Genomic DNA, 18970 nt, shown 5'->3' with positions numbered 1-18970 from the left:
GGCAGGTCAGTCCGCGGACCGTACCGTCGGCATGGCGAGCGCGACCGGGCCGGTCTTGCAGGAGTCGTGGCAGTCCTTCTCCAGGCTGCAGCACAGCGAGCAGATCGCCCCCGAGTGGAACGGGCAGTTCGCCACGTCCGGCCGCTCGAAGTCGGTCGCGCACACCGTGCACGTCAGCGTGACCGCCGACGGCAGCCCGTCCGGGCCGAGCAGCGGCTCCGCGAGGTCGTCGACGCGGGCGATGTAGTACTTCCCCTTGGTCAGCACCGCGAACAGCGGCGAGAGCACCATCGCCAGGAACAGCGCGATGAACGGCGAGTACGCCTTGCCGTACGCCCCGAAGGCGTTGAAGTAGGCGGCGATCGAGACCGCCGACGCGATCAGCATCGAGCCGAAGCCGACCGGGTTGAAGTTGTGCAGATGGGCCCGCTTGAACTCGATGTACGACGGGCTGAGCTTCAGCGGCTTGTTGATGACCAGGTCGGCGACGACCGCGCCGATCCAGGCGATCGCCACGTTGGAGTAGAAGCCGAGGACGGTGTTGAGGAAGCCGAAGACGCCGCCCTCCATCAGGGCCAGGGCGATGCCGACGTTGAGGAAGATGTAGACCACGCGCCCGGGGTGACGATGCGTCAGCCGGGAGAAGAAGTTCGACCAGGACAGTGAACCGGAGTACGCGTTCGTCGAGTTGATCTTTACCTGGGAGAGGATCACGAAGAACGTGGCCAGGCCGAGCGCGACGGGCGCGGCGAAGGTCTTGAAGCCGGACACGTACTGCTGGATCGGCTCGTTGGCCTTGGCCAGGCCCACGCTCCCGGCGATGTAGAAGGCGAGGAACGCGCCGCCGATCTGCTTGGCGGCGCCGAGCACCACCCACCCCGGACCGGCGGAGAGCACCGCACCCCACCACTTCCTGCCGTTCTCGGGCGTCTTGTCCGGCATGAACCGCAGATAGTCGACCTGCTCACCGATCTGTGCGATCAGCGACAGCGCGACCCCCGCACCCGCGCCCACCCCGAGCATGCTGATGCTCGACCCGGTGGGCGAGTTGCCCGCGAAGTGCGTGAACTCCGAGAACTTGCCCGGCTCCTGGATCGCGATGGACACGAACGGCGCGACCATCAGCACCAGCCACACCGGCTGCGTCCACACCTGCATCTTCGACAGCGCGGTCATGCCGTAGATCACCAGCGGCAGGATGATCAGCGAACAGATCAGGTAGCCGACGGCGAGCGGGATGTGCAGGCCCAGCTCCAGGGCCTGCGCCATGATCGAGCCTTCGAGGGCGAAGAAGATGAAGGTGAAGCTGGCGTAGATGACCGAGGTGAGCGTCGAGCCGAGGTAGCCGAAGCCCGCGCCCCGGGTCAACAGGTCCATGTCGATGGAGTACTTGGCCGAGTAGTACGAGATCGGGATGCCGGTGAGGAAGATGACCACGGCCGCGGTCAGGATCGCCACCATCGCGCTGGAGAAGCCGTTGGAGATGGCGATCGAACCGCCGATGGCGAAGTCCGCGAGATAGGCGATGCCGCCCAGCGCGGTGGTGGCCACCACGTAGGGGGTCCAGCGGCGGAAGGACTTCGGCGCGTACCGCAGCGAGTAGTCCTCCAGCGTGTCGTTCTGCGCCCAGTCGTTGTACGTCCGTTTGCCGTCCGTGCCGCTGTCCGTCCCGCCGTCCGCCACGGCCGGCGGCGCCTCTTTGCCGACGATCTCCGTCACGACTCTTCCCTCTCTCGTCCCCGGTCGTTTGCACGGAAGAGTCGCGGTGCGCTGTTTCCCGAACGTTTCACCTGCTTTAAAAGACAAAGCTTGATACTTCCCGTGGGAAGTATCGTCACATGGTGGGCGTGGTCTCAGAGTTGGGCGACGACGTGGAAGTCGAAGGCGTCCGCCCGCGCCAGATACAGCCGTTGGGCGAGATGGTTGCCGCGCAGCCGTACGACGCCCCGCGGACCCTCGTACGAGACCGCGTCACCGACCGCGCACATCGCCCGCACGTCCAGCGACCGCGCCCGTTCGGCCAGGGCCGCCAGCAGCCGTACCCCCTCGAAGCACGACTCGCCCAGGCTCCCCACCACCGGGGCGTGCACACCGAACCGGGCCGCGTGGCGGGCGCCGAAGTCGAGGCTCTCGGCGGTCGCGAGGGTCTCGAAGAAACCGGCCGCCGCCCAGAGCCCGTCGGTGCCGTCCGCGCCGGTGGCCAGCAGGATGTTCTCGTCCATGTGGGTGCTGAGCCGCAGGCACCGCTGGTGCAGTCCGTAGGCGGCGAACGCCCGGTTGAAGCGGGCCGCGTCCGCCCCGACCAGCAGCATCAGCACCGCGTCCGCCTCGCACCGCTCGATCCGGCGCAGCACCGGCCCGAACCCGTCCGCCCCCAGCGGCACGAACACCTCGTCCCGCACGCGCCCGCCGCACTCCCGCGCATACGCCCGCGCCGTACGGGCGGTCACCCGGGGCCACACATAGTCGTTGCCCACCGTGCACCAGCGCCGCACCCCGGCGGCCTCCGCCAGCAGCCGCATCGCGGGCCGCAGTTGGGCGACATCGGTCTCACCGGTCAGGAACACGCCGGGCGTCCGCTCGCCGCCCTCGTACTGCGCGGTGTAGACGTACGGCACCCGGCCCGCGACCCGGGGCAGCAGCGCCTGCCGTACCGCCGAGGTGTGCCAGCCCACCACCCCGTCCACGCCGCCCAGCGAGACCAGCGCCCCGACCTCGGCCGCCACCCGGGCCGGCGGCGCCCCGCCGTCCACCGTGACCAGCCGGACCTCCCGGCCCAGCACCCCGCCCACGGCGTTGAGTTCCTCCACGGCCAGCCGCGCGGCCGACTCGCACGACGGCCCGAAGACCCCCGCCGGCCCCTGCAACGGCACGACCAGGGCGAGGAGCAGCGTGCCGCTCCGGTCGCTCGGCGGCGCCGGACGCATCGGCCACCTCCGTGCGGGCATGGGGAACGCGGATTCCGGTCCCGGGCCCCGGCGCCCTCGCCAAGACTCGTATTCTGCGCGCACAGTAGACCTACCGGAAGGACACCGGCAATGCCGTCCGTACCCTCCTCGCCGGACCTCGCCCACCTCCTCAGCCATGCCGAGCGGCGGGTCGTGCGGCGGCTGGCCGCGGTGCTGGCCGAGGAGGACTGCACGGTCGAGGAGTGGCGCGTCCTGTCGCTCGTCGGGGACGGCCAGGGGCACCCGATGTCCGAGATCGCCGACCACGCCCTGATGCCGGCGCCCAGCCTGACCAAGCTCGTCGACCGCATGGTCGCGGACAACCTGGTCCACCGCCGCCCCGACCCCCACGACCGCCGCCGCGTCCTGCTCCACCTCACCCCGCGCGGCGAGGACCTCCACCGGCGCACCGCCCACCGCGTCCGCGCGGACCAGGCCCGCCTGCTCGACGAGACGGCCGACGGGGGAGCGCTGGCGCACCTGCTCCTCCGCCTCACCGCGGCGGCCGAGGCCCTGCTCACGGCGAGCGATGACGACGCCCGGCACACGGCTGTCGGCGACGCCCGGCGGGCTGCCGCCCAGAGCACTTCCGGCTGACTAGGCGCTCCGCTGGAAGTGCCGCGATGTGCCGTCTGCGGCGCCGTCGTGGCTGGTCGCGCAGTTCCTCCCCCAGCCTTCGGCCGGGGGCACCCCCAGCGCCCCTGGGGCGCTGCCGAACCGCAGCGGAATTCGCCGGACCCGCTCAGCCGACCGGGTACGACTCCGCGGCGGACCTCCGCCGGGAGTGGCCGCGCCGTTCGCGATCGGCCGCACACCTCGGCAGCGGTCGCGCCGCCGTCCTGTCGGGGGCGCCGTGCGCGGGCACGGACAGGCACATTTGCCAAGCAGCCGGGCAGCCGCCGGAGTTCGGCGGTCCGTCGGCGGCGGAGGCTGCCCACCATGGGAGTTGGATCAGTCGGCGACCCATGGACGCGTGCGTGTCCGCGGTCGGCGCGACGACGTACCGAAAGGAGGAGGCGTGGCCTCCACCCAGGTTGATATCCAGGGAATGATCACCGCCCGGGGCGCCTTCCAGGACGCTCTGGAGCACACGACCGGTGCCTACAGCCAGATGGACGGGCAGATCTCGGGTCTGCTCGGCAGCTGGAGCGGCGACGCGTCGAACATCTTCCACCAGGCCATGCAGGAATGGCTGGCCGACTTCGGCAAGGTCAACGCCGCTCTCCAGAAGATGCTGGACCAGCTGGTGGCGAACACCGGCGTGTACGACAACGTGCACGGCACCACCACGGACAGCGCCACGGCGGTCCGCAACGCCGTCGGCAACGGGCTGCCGAACTTCAAGATCTGACGGCCGACCTCCGAGAAAGGAGCACACCACCATGCCTACGTACAGCGTCGACATGCCGCAGGTGGACACCATCGTGGGTGAGATGAACGCCATCACCCAGCGCATCACCCAGACCCTCTCCGACCTGGAGACCCAGGCCCAGAGTTCGCTGAGCGAGTGGACCAGCGACGCGCGCAACGTCTACACCGAGGTCAAGGCCCAGTGGGACGCCGCCGCCGCCGAGATGGCCCGGCTGGCCGGAAACGCCACCACCACGCTCGGCAACATCAACGGCTACTACAGCGACGGAGAGCGCAAGGGCGTGCAGATCTGGGGGAACTGAGATGGATCCCGCCAACCCGGGGCACCCGGCGCCCGGCGCGCCCCCGGTCAAGACCACGCCCGACCCGTACTCCGGGCCGACCCACATCGATCCGGGTCACGGCACGGTGGACCCCAACTCCGGGAAGTTCCAGCCGCCGTCCGTGCCCTCCGGCAGCGGCAGCGGCAGCAAGACCCAGGTCGACACCCAGCCCATGGAGGTCTTCGCCTCCAACATGGAGCAGTTGGTCGACCCGGTCCAGCGAGCCCTGGACCGTCTCCACGGCATCGATGTGCACGCCGGCGCCTTCTACGACGGCAACGTCATCCGCAAGGACCTGAACGGAGCCAACGGGGACGACGGGCTGAAGAAGAAGCTCGGGGACGTCCTGCACGATCTCACCGAGGGCCTGACGGACATCGCCAAGGGCGTCCGGGACATCGCCGGCCAGTACTCCAAGGTCCATGACGCCTCCGTCGTCGACGTGAGTGATCTGACGAAGGCCATGCAGCCGGCGCAGTCCGACTTCGACGCGCTGGCCAAGGACAACGGCGCAACGCCGGCGACAGGTTCCACGTCGACGGGATCGTCCGGCAGCGGATCGGACAGCCCCGACAGCTCCAAGGGCAGCTGACCCACCGTGGGCGGGTCCGCCCCACCCGCCCACGGCAGGGCCTGACAGGACAGGAACTCCATGCCCGACAACAACGACAAGTACAACGGCGGCGGGTTCACCCAGGGCAGCGACGGCGCCGTCTACGGGGACAGCGGCAGCGACCCAGGCTCGACGTCGGACTACGACACCTGGGACTGGAAACAGATCCAGGCCGCCATCGTCGGTATGTCGGCAGGCGTCCACAGCCAGGCCAACGAGGACCACGCCGCCGCGGTGGCCTCCCCGCAGTCCCTGCAGGACGCGGCCGACATCCTCGCCGAGGTGCAGGGCGTCCTCGACACCGTCGCCCAGTCGCTGACCGCGCAGGCCAAGGCCCTCGCCGGGGACAACGGCCCGTGGCAGGGTGCCGCCGCCGACGCGTTCGTGGAGATGATCGACGGCTTCTCCAAACAGGTACAGGCCAACGTGGAGGCCCTGGCCGGCGGCTCCACCGGCGCCCACAACGTCCCCCAGCAGGTGGCCGACAACGCGGTGAACCTGGCCAACGCACAGCGCCTGATCGGCGAGATCGACCAGTGGTACGCCAACCAGGCGCGGCAGATGGGCGTTCAGCCGATGAGCAACGGCCTCATCCCGATCAGCAAGAAACCGCAGCTCGTCGAGATGATGACCAATGACATGCGCAAGGTGCTCAAGAGCCTTGCCGGCAACTACCGGGTCACCGTCGACAACATCAAGTCGCCCTCGCCCATCAACAGTCCGGGCAACGGCACGTCTCCCACGGACGGTCTGCCCGACACCTCGGTGCCGGACAGCCTCACCAACCCGGACACCGGAACAGGCCTGGCCCCGGACACCGGTACCGGTCTCGACACGGGCACCGGTACGGGTCTCGCCCCGGACCTCGCGACGGACGCGGCCACGGGGCCGGGTGACGACACCGCCACGCCCTTCTCGGGTTCGCTCGACCCCGGCGGCACCGCCGACACGCCGGCGGGCGCCGACGGCGCGGGACCGCTCGGCACGGACGGCCTGTCGCCGGACAACCTCCTGGCGACGCCGTCCGCCTTCCCCGGCGACACCGGCACGGACACCGGCATCGGCACCGGTACCGGTACCGACGGGTTGCCCGTCGACGCCTCCGCCTTCCCGGGGGACACCGGCACCGGCTCCGGCACTGGCACCGGTACGGGTATCGACGGGCTCTCCGGCGACGCCTCCCCGTTCCCCGGTGACACGGGCACCGGGGCGGCGGACCCGACCGGACTGGCCGGCGACGTCGCGGGCTTTCCCGGGGACACCGGTACGGGAGCGGGTACCGGCGGCTTCGACCCGCAGACGGCGACCGCACTGCCCCTCCCCGGGTTCTCCGGCTCCACCGGCACGGGGGACACCTCGCTGTCCGGCCCCGGCCTCGCGAACAGCGGTTCCGCCTTCACCGACGACGCCCTGCCCACCAGCTTCCCCGGCGACACCGGTCTCGCGGACACCGGCGCCGCGGGCCTCCCCGGTACCGGCGCGCTGGACATCCCGTCGGCGACGGAGACGCCGTCGGCGTTCCCGGGCGGCCTCGGCCTGGAGTCGCCCGGTCCCACCGCCGACGGCAGCACGAGCCTGCCGACGTCCACACCGACGGCGTTCCCGGGGGCGACCGACGTGGCGGTGCCGGACGCGACCTCGGGTACGGGCGCGGGAACCGGCACCGGCATGCCCTTCCTGCCCTCCGGCATGGGAGCACCCGGAGCGGCCGGGACCGGTTCCGGGTTCTCGGAGCCGAGCGACTCCTCCGGCCTCCTCGACGGCGTCGCGGACCCGTGGACGGGCTCGACGAGCACGGATCCCGTCGACGTGCCGACGACGGACACGGCGGCGCTCCCGGGGGCCGGCAGTCTGGACCTGCCGACATCGACGCCGACGGTGTTCCCGGGCGGAACGGGCGTGGACGTACCGGAGGGTTCCGGGGTGCCCGGGGAGTCGGCCGGCGTTCCCGGGGCCGGAGCCGCCACGGCGGACGGCGTGAGCGCCTTCCCCGGCGGCGAGGAACCGACGTCGGGCGCCGCCGGACAGGGCGCGGGCACGGGGATGCCCTTCATGCCCTCGGGCATGGGCGCGCCGGGGGCTGCGGCGGGGGCCGCGGAGCCGAGCGACTCCTCCGGCCTTCTCGACCATGTGACGGAGCCGTGGACGGGTACGGCGAGCACGGATCCCGTCGACGTGCCGACGGCGGACACGGCGGCGCTTCCGGGGACGGCCGGTCTGGATCTGCCGACGTCGACGCCGACGACGCTTCCGGACGGGGCCGGGGTGCCCGGAGCTTCCGGGGTGTCCGGCGAGCCGGCCGGCGCTGTCGGTGAACTGCCGGACGGCGTCAGCGGTTTTCCGGGTGCGGAGGAGCCTGCGGCCGCCGCGGGAGCCGGGACGGGTGCGGGGATGCCCTTCATGCCCTCCGGCATGGGCGCGCCGGGGGCTGCCGCGGGGGCTGGGGAGCCGAGCGACTCCTCCGGCCTCCTCGACGGCAGCAGCAGCCCGTGGGACGAGGAGAACGACGCCGCGGCGACGGGGTCCGTCGAGGAGGCCGGCGCGGTGGTCGCAGCGGGCGGGGCCGCGCTGACCCTGGCGACTGCCGCGGACGGCGCGGCGGTCACACCGTCGGGCCTGCCGGTCGCCGTCCCCGCCGTTCCCGCCGTGCCTGTCGCGGCCGCCGCCGGTCCGGACGGTCGGCGGGGCGCGGAGCCGGAGCCGGATTCGGAGACCGCCCGTCCGTGGGCGGAGGAGACCGAGTGGGCCGATCCGGCGCCGGACGAACCCGCGCCGCACGCGCAGGAGCCGCCGTCCCGCGAGGCGGCGCTGCTGGGCGAGGCCGCCCTGGACGCCGCCGCCGTGATCGGCGCCCGTACCGGCCGGACACCCGGGGAAGCGGCACCGCCGGAGGCGGAGCCCGTGCCGCCCGGCCCCGAGGAGCCCGCGGAGGCTGCGGACGCCGAAGAGGACTTCGCGGCATGGGACCGTACCGACGACTCCTTCGTGCCGCTGCTGCTGAGCACGGCGGTCGAGGAGGAGGACGCCGACGGGCCTGCCGCGCGGTTCTCCCGCGAGGACGAGGAGACCTGGACCGGCGCACCCGGCACCCGGACCGCAGAGGCGGCGCCGTCCGGCCTGGTCACCTGGCAGCCCAGCCGCCGGCAGCCGCCGGGGGAGGGAACACCGGGCGGCCTCGGCCTGCCCGTGGGCGGTCTGATGTGCGCGGACGTTCCCTACGATCCGGACCTCGACGAAGAGGACGAGGAGGAGGGCGGGCAGGGCGAGGACGACGAGCGGAAGCCGGCCGCCGTCAGCGCCGCCGACCTCCTGGTGCAGGACCACGGGGTCTGGGGAGCCCCGGACGACACCGACAACGGCTTCCTGTGACGGCCCGCGACAAGGTCGTACGGACACATCCGGGAGTACGAACGGGACGCGGGCCCCGAAGGGACTGGAAGTCGCGGCCGGGACCGGTGCTGACTGGACGTCGGGTACGGCCGTGATGGGCGGCGCTCTTGACGGACGGCCGGGGACGGCCAAGCACGGCGCAGGACGGAGGACGGGCGTTGTCCGGGTACGAGCAGGAGATCGATCGGTTGCTGGCGGACTACCGCGCACGGCGGGACGAGGCCGACTCGGTCCGGCGCCGGATCAACGAGGTCACCGGCACCGCGACGGCGCCACGACGGGTGGTGAAGGTGACCGTCAGCGCCCGCGGTGAGCTGGTCGACATCGACTTCCCGACCGGCGCGTTCCGGCGGATGACGCCCAGGGAACTGGCCGACGTCCTGAAGACCACCATCGCCGAGGCGCGGGCCGCGGCACTCGCCGAGATCGACTCCATGGTCTTCGACCACGTGCCGCTGGGCCTGTCGCCCTCGGCGCTGCTGTCCGGCACCGCGGACATCGGGGGGTTGCTGCCCGCCGAACCGGAGTCGCAGGAGGCCATGCGGGACTTCCTGAAGCACGGCCTCTTCGAGAGCCGGCGGGACGACTCCTGACCATACCTGACGGTATGTCACATGCGTTTCGGTGCGGACGGGTTCGCTGAGCGGAAGGGGATTCGGTATGGGTGAGCGATTCGGCGCGGACACCGACGGGATCGGCGACGAGCTGCCGTATTTCGAAGGATTCACGAACGACCTGGACGAGACTGCCGGGAACTTCGAGAACCTGCCCCTGGATCCCGAGATCTGGGGTTCCGACGCCCTCGGCAAGCAGTTCGCGGCACAGTTCGTCCCCGCGCTGCGCAGGCTCACCGATGTCGTGCGCGGGGTGCACGGGGTGAGTCTGGAATTCATGGACGGCACTGATGCCATGCGCGTGAATCTCGGCAAGGTCGGGGACGTCACCACGGAGGCGGCCGAGGGGCTGCGGCGCGCCAGCGGTACGTCGGAGCACCGCCCGGCGTCGGGAGCCGGGCCGCACGTATGAGTCTGATGATTCCGCCGGAGCTGGACTGGGTGGCCAAGATCGCGGTGGGCCAGGACTTCCCGAAGGGGGACGAGGACCGGCTGCGTGGGCTCGGCGACGCGGTGGACGCCGCCGCGCAGCACCTGACCCGGCTGGTGGGGGTGCTGGACCCGGCGACGGCGGGGGTGCTGGCCGCGGTCGGCGGCCAACTGCACGACGAGTACGAGCAGTACACGCGGAACATGGCGACGGTGCTGCCGAACGTGGCCTCGTCGACCAAGGGCCTGGGCGACCTGGCCCGGGAAACCGCCGTGCAGATGGAGTACACGAAGTACTCGCTGCTGCTGCAGATCATCTGGCTGGCGTACGCGCTGACCGAGTTGTTCGCGTGGGGCCTGCCGGAGGCGGCCGCGGCCGTCGTCAAGGGCGTACAGGCGATCTGCCGGCAGATCCTGCTGGCCGCCCTGCGGAACGCGGCGATCGGTACCGCGTTCATGGTGGGCTCGGACGCGGCGGTGCAGGTCGTCCAGTTCCTGAAGGGCGACCGCACGCACTGGGATCTGCGCAACACGCTGCAGGCGGCGGAGGGCGGGGCGATCGGCGGTGCGTTCGCCGGCGTCTTCAACGAGGTCGGGCACATGGTCGCGCCGAAGTTCGCGGCCTCGCTGGCGGGGCAGCTGACCGCGGGGGCGGCGACCGGGGTGGCCACGACCCTGACGACGGACGCCATCAACGGGTTCGACGGCGCCGGCCTCACCGCCGGACTGGCCGCCGTCTCCGGAGCGGTGGGCGGACTGTACGGGGGCCGCAAGGGCGAGACCCCGGGCGGCGCGGCCGACATCAAACTCCCCGGCCATCTCGACCTCCCCGAGCTGTCCGGGGCGGGTGACCTGTCCGTCCCGCTCGTGGACGGCGACGGGGCGGGTGCCGGTTCCGGGGTGCCGACGCCGGACCAGGCCACCGACGGGGCCTGGCTGCGCGGGCAGTGGGAGGCCGCCGGGCCGGCGGTCGCCGCGCCGGGCACCGACACGGCCACCCCGGCCCACCTGGTCACCGGCATGCCCGACGGGGCGGGGGCCTCCACCGCAGGCACCGCTGCTGCGGTCGGTGCCGGTGCCGGTGTTGGTGAGCCGGTGTCGGCCGGGACCTCCGCGTCGACTCGCGGGGCGGCGGCGGATCGCGTCGTCGCGGCGGCGCGGGAACCCTTCGACACGCACTTCACCACCTGGGCCCGCGGCCTCCCCGACGCGGACGCCCGGGAGCACCTGCTCACCGAGCCGGGAGCCGCCGTACGCGTGCACCGGGCCGCGTGGCAGGCGTTCACCTCGGATGTGCGTACGGCGCTGGAGGGGGCGCCGCTCACCGTGCGCGAAGGGTCCACCGAGCAGGCCCTAGCGCACACCGAGGCCGCGCTCGGACTCGGTGACCCGGCGGTCGTGCACGGGCTGCTGGACCGCGCGGCGGCCGCCGACCAGCGTCAGGTCGCCGCCGTACGCGCCTTCGACGGCGTCGTGCCAGCCGCCGGTCACGGCGCGGGGGCCGAGGGCGTCCTCTCGCCGGCCGGGCGGGAGTCGCTGCGCCAGGACTGGTCGGCGCAGACGCGGGCCGACCACGACGCCGTCTTCGGCCGCCTGGGCGTGGGCGACCGCACCGGATCGGCCGACGCGGTCCTCACCAGCAGTGGCACCGGAGGTGAGCCGACCAGGGCGACGGTCGCCCACGGCGAGCCCGGGACCGCAACGGCCGAGTCGGCGCGGGGCGCCACACCGGAACACCCGCTCACGGGCACACACACCCCGGTCGGCGCACCGGAGCGCACGGCGGCGGTACCGGACGTCAGGACCGCGGACGCGACGAGGCCCGTCACAACCGGCACCGAAGCAGGGACGACCACCGAGCCCCGACCCGCCACACCCGACCTCGGCCCGCGTACGGCTCCTGACCTGAACGCGACGTCGGCGGCGGCCGCGACGCCGACGGCGGATGTGGGACCGGCCGCGGAGCGGGTGTCGACGGCGGATGTGGGACCGGCCGCGGAGCGGGTGTCGACGGCGGATGTGGGACCGGCCGCGCAGGCGGCATCGCATGTGCTCCCGGAATCCACTCCCCACCCGGAATCCACACCCCACCTGCAGTCCACTCCGCTCCCGGCACCGAACACCCACCCTGAATCCGTCCCGCACCCGGCCTCCGGCCCGGCCGTCTCGGAGCGTCGCCCCGAAGGCGTATGGCAGGAGCGGGTCGCGGCGCGGGTGGCGGAGCTGCCCGGCCGGGTGGACGGTCAGCTCGGTCGTGAGCAGGCCGCGCGTGCCGCCGTCGCGGCCGTCCAGCACCCCGCCGGGGAAGCGTGGCATCGCATCCTGCCCACCCTCGGCTCCCACTTCACCGACACCTTCGGGCTGCGGGACCACCCGCTGGAGGTCGGCCCGGACCGGGAGACCGCGGCCGCGGTATCCCTGACCCGCGCCGACCAGTCGCACGCCGAGCGCCCGGACGCGCTCACCGCCACGACCTCCACCGGCGAGGCGAACACCCGCGGAACGTATCTGCGCGAGGCTCAGTACCACGTGGCCAGGGCCGCCGCCCGCGACGCGGCGGTCGGAGACGCCGTCGCCGAGGCCCGGGGCGTCACGAGGGAGAGCGACGCCCTGCCGCCCGCCCTCGCCCAGCGCCACATCGACGCACATCGCACGCGCGTGGCCGACCTGTTCGACACCGTCGTCCCCGGCCGCTCCCCGCTCACGGACGCCACCACGCCCCGTACCGGGACGAGCCCGGAAGCGGGCCGGGCGCTCCCGGCGGACACGTCCCCGGGCGCCGGCGCGCTGGACGCGGCCACCGCCTCCTGGCACACCCGGCGCGCCGACCTGACCGCACGGCTCCGCGCGGATCTGGACGCGGCGCGAGGCACCCGCGACGAGACGGCGGTCACCACCACCCCGCCGCACGACCCGGGCGGCACCCCGCCCGCCCCGGCCGGCCGGACCACCACGGACGCGGCGGCTCCCGCGAACCGCCCCCGCAAGGCCGAATCCGGAGGCGAACTGCCGGGCTTCACCACCAGGTTGACGCCCCCGGACCACGGCCGGACCCCCACCACCCACCCGCACACGGACGGCACCCCGCCGGTGCCGGTGCCGACGGGAGGCACCGCCGACCCCGCGGCCCGCGACACGTACTGGCGGGGGTTCCTGGGGCGGCGTGACCGCGAACTGAACACCCGGCTCGACCTGGAGGCCGCGTTCGAAGGGGTCTCGAAGGACGTGCCCGGCGAGGTCGGCCGGGCCGTCGAGCGTTTCGCCGCGACGGACCTGTTCGGCGGACGTCATCTGGAGACCGGGCCGACCGAGGACGCGCACCCGGCGTCCGGTACGCCGCGTACCGCCGTCGAGGAGTCGTACCGGGAGCAACTGCACGACGCCTACCTGCTGCTCGCGAAGGAGTCGGGCGGCGGAGCGGTGTCCCGGGCGCGGTGGCAGGCGGTGCACGACGCGCTGCGCGGGCAACTGCCGCTGCACGTCGAGCGGATCGTGACGCGCCGACGCGCCCTGGACCTGTTCACGGGGGAGTTCGACGGGGCGGTGCGGGACTTCCGCCGGAACGACGTGTTCGACGGACGGCACCTCCCCGAAGGCGGAGACGATGTGGCCGGCCGACTCCTCCGCGCCCCGGCCGCCCTGGCCGACCGGCTACGGCACCCGGCACCCGACGACGTCCCCGCCACCCTGGCCGACGTCCGGCTACGGGCCATGCTCGGCCACGCCCGGGCCGTCGACGCCGTGTTCACCGAACGGATCCGCCACGAGGTCACGCGGGCGGTGGACACCGCTCTCGGCAGGAGCGGCTCCGAAGAGGAGCGGACGGGCCGGTCGGCGGCCGACCCGTTCGCCGACGACAGCGTGCGGGAACTGCGCACGAACCTCGACCGGCAGGTGCGGGACCTGAGCGAGCGCGAGCGGTCGACCGGCCGTGCCCTGCGCGTCGTGGACCGCGAACTGGCCGCCCCGGAGGAGGACTTGCGGGGCCGGTACGCGCCTCAGGAGGCGCGCGACTGGGCCCGCGAGTCGTTCCGGAAGGACCTGCTGTCGGCGTTCGCGCGCATCCACAACGACCCGGACGGGCCGGCGGGGGACCGTGCCGCGGCCTGGGAGAGCCACGTCGAGCAGGCCGGCTCCAAGGAGGCGATCGCGGCCCGGCTGGCGTACGCCGAGTACCGCCACCTCCGTATGGCCGAGGCGGAGCGCACCTTCGAGCAGGCCCACGCCGACTTCCAGCGGTCCCACACCCTCACCCCGCTCAGCGAGTCCCAGCGCGAGCGGGTCCACGAGGAGTGGACGAAGGTCGCGGAACAGGCCGTCGAAGACCACTGGTTCGGCCACCTCGCCCACCCCGACTTCCGCAGTCCCGGCCCCGGTGAGGACCGCCTCCGGACCGCCGAACCCCGGCCCTTCACCGACGCCCTGCCCAGGCTGCGGGCCGCCCTCCCGGACCGGTTCACGCACGAGACGGACCTGGAGCACGTGCTGTCCGACGCCGGAAAGGACTTCCACACCCTCGTCGGCCACCCCGACAGCCGCTTCAGCCACCGGCACTCCGTCCGGGACACCACCCTCGACACGCTCGGCAAGGGCTTCCGCGAGGCGACCGTCACCGCGTACGACACGGCCTGGTCGCCGGTGGCCCACGACATCACCGCCTGGCTCGCCCACGAGGCCCGACACGAGAACCTCTTCACCGAGACCCTGACCGGCCACGCGGCCACCCCCCTCGCCCGGCGCGAACCGGATCTGCCCCCCACCCCGGCCGCACACCCGGCCGACCCGGCCACACCCCCGGCCGACCCCCGCCCCGACCACCAGACGGACAGCCCCCCGGCCACCGTCGCCGACCGGCGGACGGACGGCCCCCCGACGACCGTCGCCGACCAGGTCCAGGCCCAACTGCCCGAACCGGCCCGTCCCGCGGACCACCCGCCTGCGCATGACGCGAACCGCGACACCACGCTCGACCACACGGCCGACCAGCCCACCGACCGCACCACCGATCGGACCGCTGACCAGCCCACCGACGGCACCACCGATCGGACCGCTGACCAGCCCACCGACGGCACCACCGATTCGCCCACCGCCGACCAGCTCCAGCAGCAGGCGATCGCCGAGCGCCCGGAACCGGCCGCCACCGCCGACGTACGACTCGTACCAGCACCACCCCCGGTGTCACGGCAGGACGTCCGCCCCACCCCGCCCTTCCACCCGGGCCCCCGTTTCGACGCCAGGCGTGTCATGGACCGCGACAGCGTCGAAGTGACCGAACTGAACCTCAAGGTCGCCTTCGCCCCCGGCACCGCCGAGGCCGACGCGGCAACCGTCCTGGAGCGGACCCGCACGGGCGTGAGCCGCCTCTTCCAAGGCTCGGGCCTGTACTCCCACGGCGGACGCCTGCACATCACCGTGCAGCAGGTACCGCCGGACACGGACCCGCACCTGACGGTCGACCTCGCCGACGCCGACGCCGAAACCGATGCCGCCGACGGCCTGACCGCCTGGCCGCGGAACGCCGACCCCGAGCACTACGCCCGCCGGATAGGCCTCCACACCGGCCTGCTGAACCGGTTCACGTCCGAGCCGGCCCCCGCATCGTCACCCAGCGGCCCGCCGGTGGTACCGGTCTCCTGGCGGACATTCGAGCGGCAGTCGCTCGCACCGGTCACCGACCACCCCTTCCTGATCGACCACACCGTCACCCGCGACGGCACTCCGGCTGTCCATGTGCACCTCAAGGTGGCGGTCCCGGACATCACCCATCAGCCCCCGTCGGCTCGCAACGTCCTCCACGCCCGCGTCCGCGACTCGGTGACCGTAGGCATCGGCCCCCTGCTCGACGCCCTGGCAGCGGGATACGCAACCGACCTCTCCGTGGATGTCGTACGCCCCGGCCGCGGCGCTCTGATCCAGCTCACCAACGACGCGTCCACCGGCGCCTGGCACCTGCGGACGCCCACCGGGGAACTGGCCTCCCGGCTCGCCGCCGCCCTCGGCCACCGGCCCGCACCGGACGACGGTGCCGACGCGCTCTCCGAGGCGGCCAGCGATGACGGCACGCTTCTGGCCGACGGTGACACGGCCGACGAGGCGGGCACCCTCGTCGGCGGCGACACCGGTGCAGACGACATGGGGCTGAAGAAGCCCGGTCCAGGGGACCCGAAGGCCGCCGCCGACATCACGACGTGGCTGAAGGGCCTGACACGCGCACACGACGGGACGGCGGCGCTGCTCGACCCCGCCGCCCGGTTCCAGCAGGACGTACAGGTCTATTCGGCCTGGACGCCGGTCGGTCAGATCCCCGCCGCCCCCGCCCCCGCGCCCAGAGCACAGCAGGAGGTCGCGGCAGCCGCCCGTGAACTGAGCGAGAGGTGGCACCTCGGACGGGTCGACGGCATGGGCCGTGATCCGTTCGGCGTCAGGGAAGTGCCGTCAGCACCTGATTTCCTGCGTCCGAACGGCAGCGCCTACGACTTCGACGCCCTGCGCTCCGAGCAACGGGCCGCATTCTTCCGAAGGCTGGACCTCTCCCGCTCCGGGCGCCTCTCCGCGGACCAGCTGACACCGCAGGCACTGCCGGCCGTGGCGCAGACGGCGACCGCGGGCATGATCACCCGCCGCGGCTCCGGATTCGGCCCCAAGCGGCAGAAAATCCCCCACCAGGTGCACAGCATCTGGTTCGGCACGCCGTTGCACGACGACGGGCCCCACGGAGCGCGCACCGACTTCCGGCGCAACATCACCGAAGGTGCCAGGCGCAACCCCGGATTCGACTTCGTGCTGTGGACGGACGTCAGCCGGGCCGAGGTCGCCGAGGTCCGGGCCAGGACCTTCCAGCCCGCAACCGCGACGGACCGGCAGCTCAAGGTTCGTGACATGGTCGACTGGGCGTTGGCATCTCCCAACATCCGGCTGGTGAACATCGACGAGGTGTTCAACCGGGACACCCCGATGACCATGCAGGCCGAGGTACTGACCGAGCGAGGCCGCGGCGGCAGGTCGTACGCCATGGCCAGCGACATCGCCCGGGTGGAAATACTCCACCGCTTCGGCGGTGTCTACAGCGACGGTGACAACCACATCCACGACCTGCGCAGGCTGGTGGAGGACGTCGCCCAGCGGCGGGACGGCTTTGCCGTGCTGCGCGCCAACGTCCAGCAGGACCGCCAGGATGCACCAGGGCGTGACACCCGTACCCCGAACAATGCCGCCTTTGTCGCGGTGGCCCGCAACGACGCCACCCGGAACTACCTGGCGATCATGCGTGAGAACCACCAACTGAGTCTCCCACGACTGTTGCGCCGTGCCTTCCCCAATCTCGACCGGCGGGGAGTGACCGATGACCAGATCGGCCAGGACAACACCCCCTTCCCGAATCTGTCGCAGCCCTCGATCGAGGTCGTGCACCGTACGGGCCCGAACCGGCTCACTTTCGCCAGGCTCGCGGAGAGCCTCGGCCATGTGGGAAGCGCGGAGGAGAACCAGCAGCTGCCCGGTGACCGTTTCCGTCTCGGCGCGATCCCGCCCGAGGCGATCACCGTGCAGACCCGTGACAGCTGGAACGTCGGCTACTCCTCGGGATCGGCGAACGCACCGGTGCCGGAACGGCTTCGGCTGGTCACACAACTGCGCCAGACAGTGGTCAACCTCCACGCCGAACTGCGCAACCGTCCGGGCGGAACTGTCCTTGGCCCCGTCAACCGGGGTGCGGAAGAGCTGCCACCGGCCTACCGCGCCCCGTTCTGGAACGAGGCCCTGAGGCTGTTTGCCGCGTCCCTCGGAGCCGACGTCCAGAACGTCCGATGGATCGCCGCCAGGGAGGGGCAAGTACCGGGTGACGCCTACCAGACCGCTCGCGGACTCTTCCCGAACGCCGTGTTCGTCGGTCGAGTGCCGGATGATTTCGTGCACTCGGTGCGGGCCGAGGTCAACACCGCCCTGGCCCGGATCCGCTGGCCCGGAACCGCACCTGCGGACGTGGTGCGCGAACATCTGGGCGCGGCGCCGACGTACTTGTTCAGACAACCCCGCCGCTCGATAGGCGAATGGATCGCCGGAGTGATCGCCCACGGCGGCCCGCTCGGCCTGCGCGCCGGTGCGCCGACGTCCGAGGGGGACGACACGCTCACCGGGGACGACAGGAGCACCGGAAGCGGGCAGCCGTCCACGTCCGCGGTCGCTCCGGTCCGTATCCCCGATGCCGCCCGATGGCTCCTCGACGAGACCAACGCCGAGCTGCGGAGTCTGAAGTGGCCGGGCGGGGCCGCCGATCTCGCCACCGTGCTCGGGCACCGCAACACGTACACGTCCGCCCAACTGCTGCATCAGCCTGTGCGGCACATCGGCGCGCGGATCGCCCGCGCCATCGCCAACGGCGGTACGGAGGCCGAGCTGCTCGGGGGTTCGCCCGCCTCACGGCGGAACGACGAGCGGCGGGCCGGGACGTCCACACCGTACGGTTCCTCGGGCCAGCGGTCGGCGACGCGCGGCGGGACCCCCGCGGCGGTGGCCGGTCCCTCGCAGAGTCACGGCGGGGCGGCCGCGGCCTACCAGCGCGCCGAGGAGCTCACCGCCGATCTGCAGCGGGCGCTGGTTCCTGTCACCGTGCCCCAGTTCCTGCCGCCGGGGCCCCTGGGCCCCGACCTGTTCGGGCTGCGGCGGGCGCCCGGCGTTCCGGCCGTGCTGCGCAACCAGGCGGGAGTCCCGTACGACTACTCGGGGCTGTCCGCCGACGCGCAGGTGGAGTTCCTGCGGCGCGTGGACATGGTCGCGCGGACACCCGCCCAGGGCATGGACCCACAGGGGTGGCAGGTACCGCAGCGCCGGTTCAGCCACTCCCACGCGCTGTTCACCACGCAGTGGCACTCCCGTGCCGCACGCCGACGCGTCGATCCGCTGCCGTTCACCACGCTGGAGATGCCCCGGCTGGTGCACGCCGTCTGGCTGGGCGGTCCGCTCAACACGGCCGACGCTCCGCGGTTCTGGGAGCGGTACGGCAACGACGCGCTGCGGTTCCGCGACGAGGCGACCTTCGTGCTGTGGACCGACGTACCGCGCGCGGAGATCGGGAACGCCCTGGCCGGGCACCGGGGGCCCGCCGGCTCCCGCGCCGCCAAGGTCTTCGACCTCGTCCAGTGGGCGGGCCGCGCCGGCATCCGTCTCCTCAACGTCGACGAGGTGTTCAACGCGAGCCGTCCGATGCGGCTCAACGACGCGTTCCGCACCGGGCTGGCGAAGCAGACCGGGCCGGGCTGGGCCGCCGCGGGCGACCTGCTGCGG

Annotated in this window: 10 protein-coding genes; 8 read left to right on the top strand and 2 right to left on the bottom strand. The window is 72.8% G+C overall.

Going from position 1 to position 18970, the window contains the following annotated elements:
* Positions 1 to 6: 6 nt before the first annotated feature.
* Positions 7 to 1719 (bottom strand): hypothetical protein, encoded by a 1713-nt coding sequence (locus KVT45_RS38690; protein ID WP_217553915.1) that lies wholly within the window; start codon positions 1717 to 1719, stop codon positions 7 to 9.
* Positions 1720 to 1853: 134 nt separating this feature from the next.
* A complete protein-coding gene (locus KVT45_RS38685; RefSeq protein ID WP_217553913.1) occupies positions 1854 to 2927 on the bottom strand; it encodes a substrate-binding domain-containing protein in 1074 nt (357 codons plus the stop codon).
* Between the two features lie 111 nt (positions 2928 to 3038).
* On the opposite strand from KVT45_RS38685, the gene KVT45_RS38680 reads away from it, so the two are divergent.
* The 8 genes from KVT45_RS38680 to KVT45_RS38645 all read left to right on the top strand — a co-directional run.
* Positions 3039 to 3545 carry a MarR family winged helix-turn-helix transcriptional regulator gene (locus KVT45_RS38680; RefSeq protein WP_217553912.1) on the top strand — a complete coding sequence of 169 codons (507 nt, stop codon included), beginning with the start codon at positions 3039 to 3041 and terminating at the stop codon, positions 3543 to 3545.
* Positions 3546 to 3966: 421 nt separating this feature from the next.
* Positions 3967 to 4299, top strand: a complete 333-nt coding sequence (locus KVT45_RS38675; protein ID WP_167450053.1) for a WXG100 family type VII secretion target — start codon at positions 3967 to 3969, stop codon at positions 4297 to 4299.
* Between the two features lie 31 nt (positions 4300 to 4330).
* The gene (locus tag KVT45_RS38670; RefSeq protein WP_217553911.1) at positions 4331 to 4621 is read left to right on the top strand and encodes a WXG100 family type VII secretion target; all 291 of its coding nucleotides are present in this window, start codon (positions 4331 to 4333) and stop codon (positions 4619 to 4621) included.
* Between the two features lies 1 nt (position 4622).
* Positions 4623 to 5234, top strand: a complete 612-nt coding sequence (locus KVT45_RS38665; protein ID WP_217553908.1) for a hypothetical protein — start codon at positions 4623 to 4625, stop codon at positions 5232 to 5234.
* Positions 5235 to 5294: 60 nt separating this feature from the next.
* Positions 5295 to 8624: a WXG100 family type VII secretion target gene (locus KVT45_RS38660; RefSeq protein WP_217553906.1), complete on the top strand. Its 3330-nt coding sequence runs from the start codon at positions 5295 to 5297 to the stop codon at positions 8622 to 8624.
* 179 nt (positions 8625 to 8803) lie between these two features.
* On the top strand, positions 8804 to 9238 hold the full coding sequence (locus tag KVT45_RS38655) for a YbaB/EbfC family nucleoid-associated protein (RefSeq protein WP_217553903.1): 435 nt from the start codon (positions 8804 to 8806) through the stop codon (positions 9236 to 9238).
* A 67-nt stretch (positions 9239 to 9305) separates the two neighbouring features.
* Positions 9306 to 9671, top strand: a complete 366-nt coding sequence (locus KVT45_RS38650) for a hypothetical protein (RefSeq protein WP_217553898.1) — start codon at positions 9306 to 9308, stop codon at positions 9669 to 9671.
* Positions 9668 to 18970, top strand: a 9303-nt coding sequence (locus tag KVT45_RS38645) for a hypothetical protein (protein ID WP_217553896.1), incomplete at its 3' end; no start/stop codon positions are given. The genes KVT45_RS38650 and KVT45_RS38645, both read left to right, overlap by 4 nt.

It is taken from the genome of Streptomyces sp. GbtcB6, from assembly GCF_019091475.1.
In the GTDB taxonomy this organism is placed as follows: domain Bacteria; phylum Actinomycetota; class Actinomycetes; order Streptomycetales; family Streptomycetaceae; genus Streptomyces; species Streptomyces hyaluromycini.
The sequence above is the reverse complement of the archived record's forward strand: the minus strand, read 5'-3'. Positions and strand labels throughout refer to the sequence as shown.